The organism is Streptomyces virginiae (genome assembly GCF_040638905.1).
In the GTDB taxonomy this organism is placed as follows: Bacteria; Actinomycetota; Actinomycetes; order Streptomycetales; family Streptomycetaceae; genus Streptomyces; species Streptomyces virginiae_B.
Genome location: NZ_JBEZYV010000074.1, coordinates 1 through 7,198 on the forward strand (window position 1 = coordinate 1; position 7,198 = coordinate 7,198).

Consider the following 7,198-nt stretch of genomic DNA (forward strand, 5'->3'; position numbering starts at 1 on the left):
ATCGACCGCGGCGACTGCCACCTGAACCAGGTCGCGATCACCGTCCTGGACGAAGCCGACCAGATGGCCGACATGGGCTTCATGCCTCAGGTCACCGCCCTCCTGGACCAGGTCCGCCCCGACGGCCAGCGGATGCTGTTCTCCGCCACCCTGGACCGCAATGTCGACCTGCTGGTCCGCCGCTACCTGACCGACCCCGTCGTCCACTCCGTGGATCCCTCGCAGGGCGCGGTCACCACCATGGAACACCACGTTCTGCACGTCCACGGGACGGACAAGCAGGCGACCACCATCGCGATCGCCGCCCGCGACGGCCGGGTGATCATGTTCCTCGACACCAAGCACGCCGTGGACCGCCTCACCCAGGACCTGCTCCGCAGCGGGGTCCGTGCCGCCGCCCTGCACGGAGGCAAGTCCCAGGGGCAGCGCACGCGCACCCTGGCCCAGTTCAAGACGGGACACGTCAACGTGCTCGTCGCCACGAACGTCGCCGCCCGGGGCATCCACGTCGACAACCTCGACCTCGTCGTGAACGTCGACCCGCCGACCGACCACAAGGACTACCTCCACCGGGGCGGCCGCACCGCCCGCGCCGGCGAGTCCGGCAGCGTCGTCACCCTGGTCACCCCCAACCAGCGCCGTGAGATGACCCGCCTCATGACCGCAGCCGGCATCGTTCCCCAGGCCACTCAGGTCCGCTCCGGCGACGACGCACTCCATCGCATCACCGGCGCACGCACCCCCTCGGGTGTCCCCGTCACCATCACCGCGCCGGTGCCGGAGCGGTCCAAGCGCAGCACAGCCTCCCGCGGCCGGCGCAGTTCCGCTTCGGCGGCCCGGCGCGTGGCCGGGCGTCGGCCCGCCTTCGACGCGGCGGCCTGAGAGCCACCCGACCGCAAGCCGACCCGACCCTGCAGGAGGCACGATTTGACGCTGATCCAGATGCCGTTCCGCTCCCGGAACGCCGACTCCGGCCACCGCACGGCGGGCGATGCCCCGGAAGCGGCCGTCCCGCAGATCTGTGACGACATGACGGTGGAAGTGGCCCTGTCCGTCATGGCCAGTGCCCGCGAGGGGCATCTGCTCGTCTGCGACCAGTCCGGTGTGTACACCGGCCGGGTCACCCAGGCCCAGCTCGCCGCCGTCCGAGCCGGCGACGCGTACACGGACCGGCTCAGGCTCCGCGACCTCCCGGCCCTCGCACGCTGAACCGCCTCGCGTTCGAATCGTCCACCCTTCTGCCTGTGAGGCACCATGCGCTGCGTCATCGCCCGTTTCCCGTTCGACCTGACCAGGAGCGGCGTCCTGGAATCGATGAAGGGCGTCAAGCCCGAGGAGGTCACCGGTGAGTCCGTGACCATCGGCCGCCGCACCTACCCCGTCAAACAGGTCGGCCAGGTCATCACCCGCCAGGACCGCCGCGACTTCAGTGCCGGCGAAGTCCTGCGGGCCATGACCCAGCTCGGCTTCACCTGCCGTGGCCTCCCCGGGGCGGCAGCGCCCGCCCGCGTCCTCAGCCCGCTGGAGCACGCCTCGGCGATGCTCGGCACGGCGGCCCGCTGACCGGCTGACCGGCTGACCGGGGAAGGCGCGCGCCGACACCCGGGGCCACGCAGGGCCCGACCGGCACACAGCCGGTCGGGCCCTGCGCGCATGCCGGGGCGACGCTCACCCACGGGATCCGAAGGTCGGCGCGGTACCGGAGCGGGCAGATGGTGTAGTAGTTCCTTCGGGGCCCTGGTGCCAGTACGGCGCCAGGGCCCTTCACGCGTCCCCTGAGTGAGGTGCAATGACAGCAGACGACTCGTTCGGCCGTCTCGAAGACGACGACTATCCCGCCTACACCATGGGCCGGGCCGCCGAGCTGCTCGGCACGACCCAGGGCTTCCTGCGGGCCATCGGAGAGGCCCGCCTGATCACCCCGCTCCGCTCCGCGGGCGGACACCGCCGCTACTCCCGCTACCAGCTGCGCATCGCCGCCCGCGCCCGGGAACTCGTCGACCAGGGCACCCCCATCGAGGCGGCCTGCCGCATCATCATCCTCGAGGACCAGCTCGAAGAAGCCCAGCGCATCAACGCCGAATACCGCCGCGCCGCCGAATCCAGCGACCCGCCCGCCAGGCCTGAGTGACCCCTCAGACCACCGAGAGCAGGTCCACCACGAAGACGAGCGTGGAACCAGCCGGGATCAACGGCGAGGGGGACTGGTTGCCGTAGCCGAGGCGCGGGGGAACGACGATCTCGCGCCGGCCGCCGACCTTCATCCCCCTGATTCCCCGGTCCCAGCCCTTGATGACCCTGCCACCACCCACGGCGAACTTGAACGGCTGATCCCGGTCCCAGGAGGCGTCGAACTCCGCTCCGGACTCGAAGGTGACCCCGACGTAGTGGACCCGGACGACCCTGCCCGGCTTCGCCTCCGGCCCGTCCCCCACGACGAGGTCCCGGATGGTCAGCTCCTGGGGAGCGTCACCCCCCGGAAGTTCGATCACGGGCTTCGTCGGTTCGTTCACCGCAGCCTCCTCAGTCTCCGCCGGAAGCTCTCGTACGGACCAGCCGGCGCACGGTCGCCCCGTGCAGTGGACGATCACGCTACGACACCGACCCCGGTCCCGTCCCACCCGGCCCGTCGACGGCAGCGCTCAGAAGAAGCCGAGCTTCTTCGGGGAGTAGGAGACCAGGAGGTTCTTGGTCTGCTGGTAGTGCTCCAGCATCATCTTGTGGGTCTCGCGGCCGATGCCCGACTGCTTGTAGCCGCCGAAGGCGGCGTGGGCGGGGTAGGCGTGGTAGCAGTTCGTCCAGACGCGGCCCGCCTGGATCGCCCGGCCCGCGCGGTAGGCCGTGTTGACGTCGCGGGTCCACACGCCCGCGCCCAGGCCGTACGCGGTGTCGTTGGCGATGCGCACGGCGTCCTCGAAGTCCTGGAAGGCGGTCACCGACACCACCGGTCCGAAGATCTCCTCCTGGAAGATCCGCATGCGGTTGTCGCCCTCGAAGACGGTCGGCTGGACGTAGAAGCCGCCCGCGAGCTCGCCCTCCAGCTCGTGGCGGTGGCCGCCCGTCAGGAGCTTCGCGCCTTCCCGCAGGCCGATGTCCACGTACGACAGGACCTTCTTCAGCTGCTCCTCCGAGGCCTGGGCCCCGATCATCGTGTCCGTGTCCAACGGGTGTCCCGGGACGATCAGTTCGGTGCGGGCCACCGCCGCGTCGAGGAAGTCCCCGTACCGGCCCCGCTCGATCAGGGCCCGCGAGGGGTTCGTGCACACCTCGCCCTGGTTCAGCGCGAACATGGTGAAACCCTCCAGGGCCTTGTCGCGCAGGTCGTCGTCCTGCGACCAGATGTCGTCGAAGAAGAGGTTCGGGCTCTTGCCACCCAGTTCCAGCGTGACCGGCTTCAGGTGCTCCGCCGCGTACTGCATGATCAGCCGCCCCGTCGCCGTCTCCCCGGTGAAGGCGACCTTCGCGACGCGCGGACTGGACGCGAGCGGCTTGCCCGCCTCCTCGCCGAAGCCGTTGACGACGTTCACCACCCCCGGCGGCAGCAGGTCCGCAACCAGGCCCAGCCAGTAGTGGACGGAGGCCGGGGTCTGCTCGGCCGGCTTGAGCACCACGGTGTTGCCCGCCGCCAGCGCGGGGGCCAGCTTCCACACGGCCATCAGGATCGGAAAGTTCCACGGGATGATCTGACCCACCACGCCCAGCGGTTCGTGGAAGTGGTAGGCGACCGTGTCGTCGTCGATCTGGCTCAGCGCGCCCTCCTGCGCACGCAGCGCGCCCGCGAAGTAGCGGAACTGGTCGACGGCCAGAGGCAGGTCGGCCGCCAGGGTCTCGCGTACCGGCTTGCCGTTCTCCCAGGTCTCCGCGACCGCGAGGGCCTCCAGGTGCTGCTCCGTCCGGTCCGCGATGCGCAGCAGGACCGACGCCCGGTCGGCGACCGAGGTCCGGCCCCAGGCGGGCGCCGCCGCGTGCGCCGCGTCCAGTGCCCGCTCCACGTCCTCGGCGGTGCCCCGCGCGACCTCTGTGAAGGTCTGGCCGTTGACGGGCGAGGGGTTCGCGAAGTACCGGCCGCGGGCGGGCGCGACGTACTCGCCGCCGATGAAGTGGTCGTAGCGGGACGCGTACGACATCAGCGACCCCTCGGTACCGGGCGCAGCGTAACGGGCCATGGTGTCCTCCCCTTGCCGGGCGCCGGCCGCCGTCGGACAGCGCTGGGGTGGAGGCTAGGAGCGGGCAGGTTGCGGATACGTTGCACACAGCCCGTGCCCGCCCGGCCGGGCACCCAGCTCACGGTCCAGGGCGCGTACGCGGGCCAGCGCGGCCGGCCGGCCCTCGGGCGGCAGCGCCGCGGCCAGCGCCCGCCACGCCTCCGGGTCCTCGGCGCCCCAAGCACTGCACACCCAGTCGGCCAGCAGCCCCGCGTCGGCCCGCGCGATCAGGGCCGCCCGCGCCTGCTCCTCGATCCGTCGGCGCAGCCGGACCACCCCGGGCGCCGTCGAGGCAGGCAGGAGGGGCCCGGGATAGTGGTGGAGGGCCGCGGAGACGGCTCCGGTCGCCAGCCGCCGGGTCAGGGCGGTGAAGTCCGCGTCCAGCGGACCGGCCGTGCGATAGGGGCGCGACAGCGGTGCCGCGCGTCCCAGCAGCGCGCGCAACCGGGACATCTCGGCCCGCAGCGTGACCGGTGACACCGACTCGTCCTCGTACAGGGCGATCGCCAGCTCCTCTCCGGACAGGCCCTCGGGATGCTGCGCCAGCAGGACCATGATCTCGCTGTGCCGGCGTCCCAGCCGCACCCGCCGGCCACCGGCCACCAGCAGCGCCTCGTCCCGGCCGAGGGCCGTGAGGGTGTCCCGCGCGGTCGGGGGCCCCTCGTCGACCAGGGCCAGCTGGGCCTCCGCCGCCCGGGCCACCGCCCGGACGAACGCCAGGGAGTGCGGGTGCGCCAGACCGTCGCCGCCGGTGATGTCCACCGCCCCCAGCAGCCCGCCCGTCCGCGGATCCCGCACCGGCGCCGCCGCACAGGTCCACGGGTGCACCCGGCGGCTGAAGTGCTCGGCCCCGAAGACGTGCACGGCCTCGCCCACCGCGACCGCCGTCCCGGGGGCGTTGGTCCCCATCGCGGACTCCGCCCAGCGCGTGCCCGGGACGAAGCCGAGGCCCTCGGCGCGCCGCAGGGTGGCCGGTGCGCCCTCCACCCACAGCAGGCTGCCCCGCGCGTCGCACACCGCCAGCAGGTGCGCCCCGTGCGCGGCGAACGCGCCGACGAGGTCCCGGAACAGCGGCATCACCCGGGCCAGCGGGTGCTCCTCCCGGTACGGGCGCAGGTCCGCCTCCGCGAGCTCCACCCGCGGTGCGCACTCCGGGCTCAGCCTGGCCCGCGCGCACCGCCGCCAGGACCGCGCGATGACCGCCCTGACCGGGGTCTCCACCCGCCCGTCCCGGGTGAACGCGGCGTGCGCCCGCCGCAGTTCCCGCGAACGGGCGGCGGGATCGGCCCCGTCCGGAAGTGCCACCGACGGATCCCGGTCGCCCATGTCACCCTCCCGTGGTGCCGCGGTACCCGGAGCGCCCCCATCGTCGTCGCGGCGCCGCGCCCCGGCAAGCGGTACGTCGGCCAGGGCGCGGGCCCGCCCCGGCCGGTTCGCGCGCTACGGGAGCGGCTTGCCGCGGCGGCGTTCCCCGCCCCGGTCCGCCGGGCCGGCGGCCGCCAGGGCCGATGCCGGGTCCGGGGCCGGCGGTCCCGACGGGATCCACCGCCCCGCCTCGCGGCGGTACGGCCACCAGCGCCCCTCCCGGCCCAGCCGGACCTGCCGGCCCGTTCCCGGTTGCGTCCAGCGGGCCCGGACCCTGCGCAGCACCGGAGCCTCCTCGTCCGCCCAGGCGGCGGCCCATGCCGTCCGTGCGCGGGCCAGCGTGGTCCGGTCCGGCGTCCAGTCGTCCTCCAGCGCGGCCAGGCCCGGGGCCGCACCGAAGCCCCAGGCCAGAACGGCCAGTTCCATGTCGGCCCTGCTGCGCCCGGTGGCCGCCGCCAGACGGGAGCGGACCCGGACGTCATCGGCCTCGCGCGCCAGTCGTACGGCGTCCTGCGCCTCCGTGAGGGGTGCCGGTACGGCGCGGTCGGCGTGGCCCGGAGCGACCGCCTCCGCCAGCAGCCGGAAGGCCTCGGCCGCGGCCGCCCGCGCGAGGAACTCCACCGCGTCCACGTCGAGCCCGTCCGGTTCCGCCTCCGTGTCCAGGGCCGGCGGCTGCCCCGGCGCCCGCGGCAGGTCCGGCAGCGGGGGCAGCGGCGGCAGGCCCGCCCGCGCCGCCCCGTACGCCAGGTCCGCCGGGAAACCCCCGTCGGCGGCCCCGTCCGCATCCGGGTCCTGCGCCGGGGCGTTCGCGGCGCTGCGCTCCTCCAGCCCGTCCAGCAGCTGCCGTTCGCCCCGGCCGCGCAGGAGCAGCAGGACGAAGGGGTCCTGGTCCAGCAGCCGGGCCACCTGGTGGCAGAGCGCGGCTGTGTGCGGGCAGTGGTCCCACTCGCCGCAGTCGCAGCGCGGGTCGAGGTCCCCGATGCCCGGCAGCAGTTCCACCCCGGCTGCCGCCGCGTCCTCGGCCAGCTCCGGCGGAACCTCACGGTCCAGCAGGGCCGCGATGTACCCCGACTCCGCGGCCACGAGCCCCAGCAGCCGGTCCCACTCGGCCTGCGAGAACTCCTGCACCAGCACGTCCGTCCGGTGCGCCGTCCCGTCCCGGTCGCGCACGACCGCGGTGAGCCCGCCCGGGCGCACCGAGACCGTCCCCACCGCGCCCGAGCGCGCGACGCGGCGGCCCTGCCGCACCTGCTCCCCGTCGAGCGCGCTGTCCTCCAGGGCGCGCAGCCAGGCTTGGCCCCACCAGGTACGGGCGAAGCCGCGGCCGGGTGCGGGCGGGAGCGCCGCGAAGGTCTTCTCGTACGGGTCCCCGGTGGTCATCGCGTACTCCCCGCGGCCGGGCGCAGTGCCACGAGCTCGGCCAGTTCGGCGTCGGTCAGTTCGGTCAGCGCGCTCTCGCCGCCCGCGAGGACGGCGTCGGCCAAGGCCCGTTTGCGCTCCAGGAGGCGTGCGATGCGGTCCTCGACGGTGCCTTCGGCGATGATCCGGTGGACCTGTACGGGCTGGGTCTGGCCGATCCGGTAGGCGCGGTCGGTGGCCTGTTCCTCGACGGCCGGGTTCCACCAGCG

The 7,198-nt window shown here is 73.9% G+C and carries 8 protein-coding genes and 1 pseudogene; 4 read left to right on the forward strand and 5 right to left on the reverse strand.

The window, feature by feature from the left end:
• The 4 genes from AB0F82_RS38385 to AB0F82_RS38400 form a co-directional block, all read left to right on the forward strand.
• A partial coding sequence (locus tag AB0F82_RS38385; protein ID WP_362636413.1) for a DEAD/DEAH box helicase occupies nucleotides 1-882 on the forward strand: 882 nt, incomplete at its 5' end.
• Nucleotides 883-927: 45 nt separating this feature from the next.
• Nucleotides 928-1,209, forward strand: a complete 282-nt coding sequence (locus AB0F82_RS38390) for a CBS domain-containing protein (protein ID WP_436842275.1) — start codon at nucleotides 928-930, stop codon at nucleotides 1,207-1,209.
• A 45-nt stretch (nucleotides 1,210-1,254) separates the two neighbouring features.
• Nucleotides 1,255-1,563: an SCO5918 family protein gene (locus AB0F82_RS38395; RefSeq protein WP_362636415.1), complete on the forward strand. Its 309-nt coding sequence runs from the start codon at nucleotides 1,255-1,257 to the stop codon at nucleotides 1,561-1,563.
• Nucleotides 1,564-1,789: 226 nt separating this feature from the next.
• A complete protein-coding gene (locus AB0F82_RS38400) occupies nucleotides 1,790-2,131 on the forward strand; it encodes a MerR family transcriptional regulator (protein WP_356813418.1) in 342 nt (113 codons plus the stop codon).
• A 4-nt stretch (nucleotides 2,132-2,135) separates the two neighbouring features.
• Here AB0F82_RS38400 and AB0F82_RS38405 read toward each other — a convergent pair whose 3' ends face one another.
• The 5 genes and pseudogenes from AB0F82_RS38405 to AB0F82_RS38425 form a co-directional block, all read right to left on the reverse strand.
• On the reverse strand, nucleotides 2,136-2,513 hold the full coding sequence (locus AB0F82_RS38405; protein WP_362636418.1) for an FKBP-type peptidyl-prolyl cis-trans isomerase: 378 nt from the start codon (nucleotides 2,511-2,513) through the stop codon (nucleotides 2,136-2,138).
• 129 nt (nucleotides 2,514-2,642) lie between these two features.
• Nucleotides 2,643-4,166, reverse strand: coding sequence for an acetaldehyde dehydrogenase ExaC (gene exaC / locus AB0F82_RS38410; protein ID WP_356813416.1), 1,524 nt, complete (start codon nucleotides 4,164-4,166; stop codon nucleotides 2,643-2,645).
• A 54-nt stretch (nucleotides 4,167-4,220) separates the two neighbouring features.
• Entirely contained in the window at nucleotides 4,221-5,531 is a 1,311-nt protein-coding gene (locus AB0F82_RS38415; RefSeq protein ID WP_362636421.1) for a helix-turn-helix domain-containing protein, read from the reverse strand.
• 114 nt (nucleotides 5,532-5,645) lie between these two features.
• Nucleotides 5,646-6,950 (reverse strand): SWF or SNF family helicase, encoded by a 1,305-nt coding sequence (locus AB0F82_RS38420; protein WP_362636424.1) that lies wholly within the window; start codon nucleotides 6,948-6,950, stop codon nucleotides 5,646-5,648.
• Nucleotides 6,947-7,198: pseudogene (locus AB0F82_RS38425) on the reverse strand (DEAD/DEAH box helicase); the annotation flags it as partial. The pseudogene AB0F82_RS38425 and the gene AB0F82_RS38420, both read right to left, overlap by 4 nt.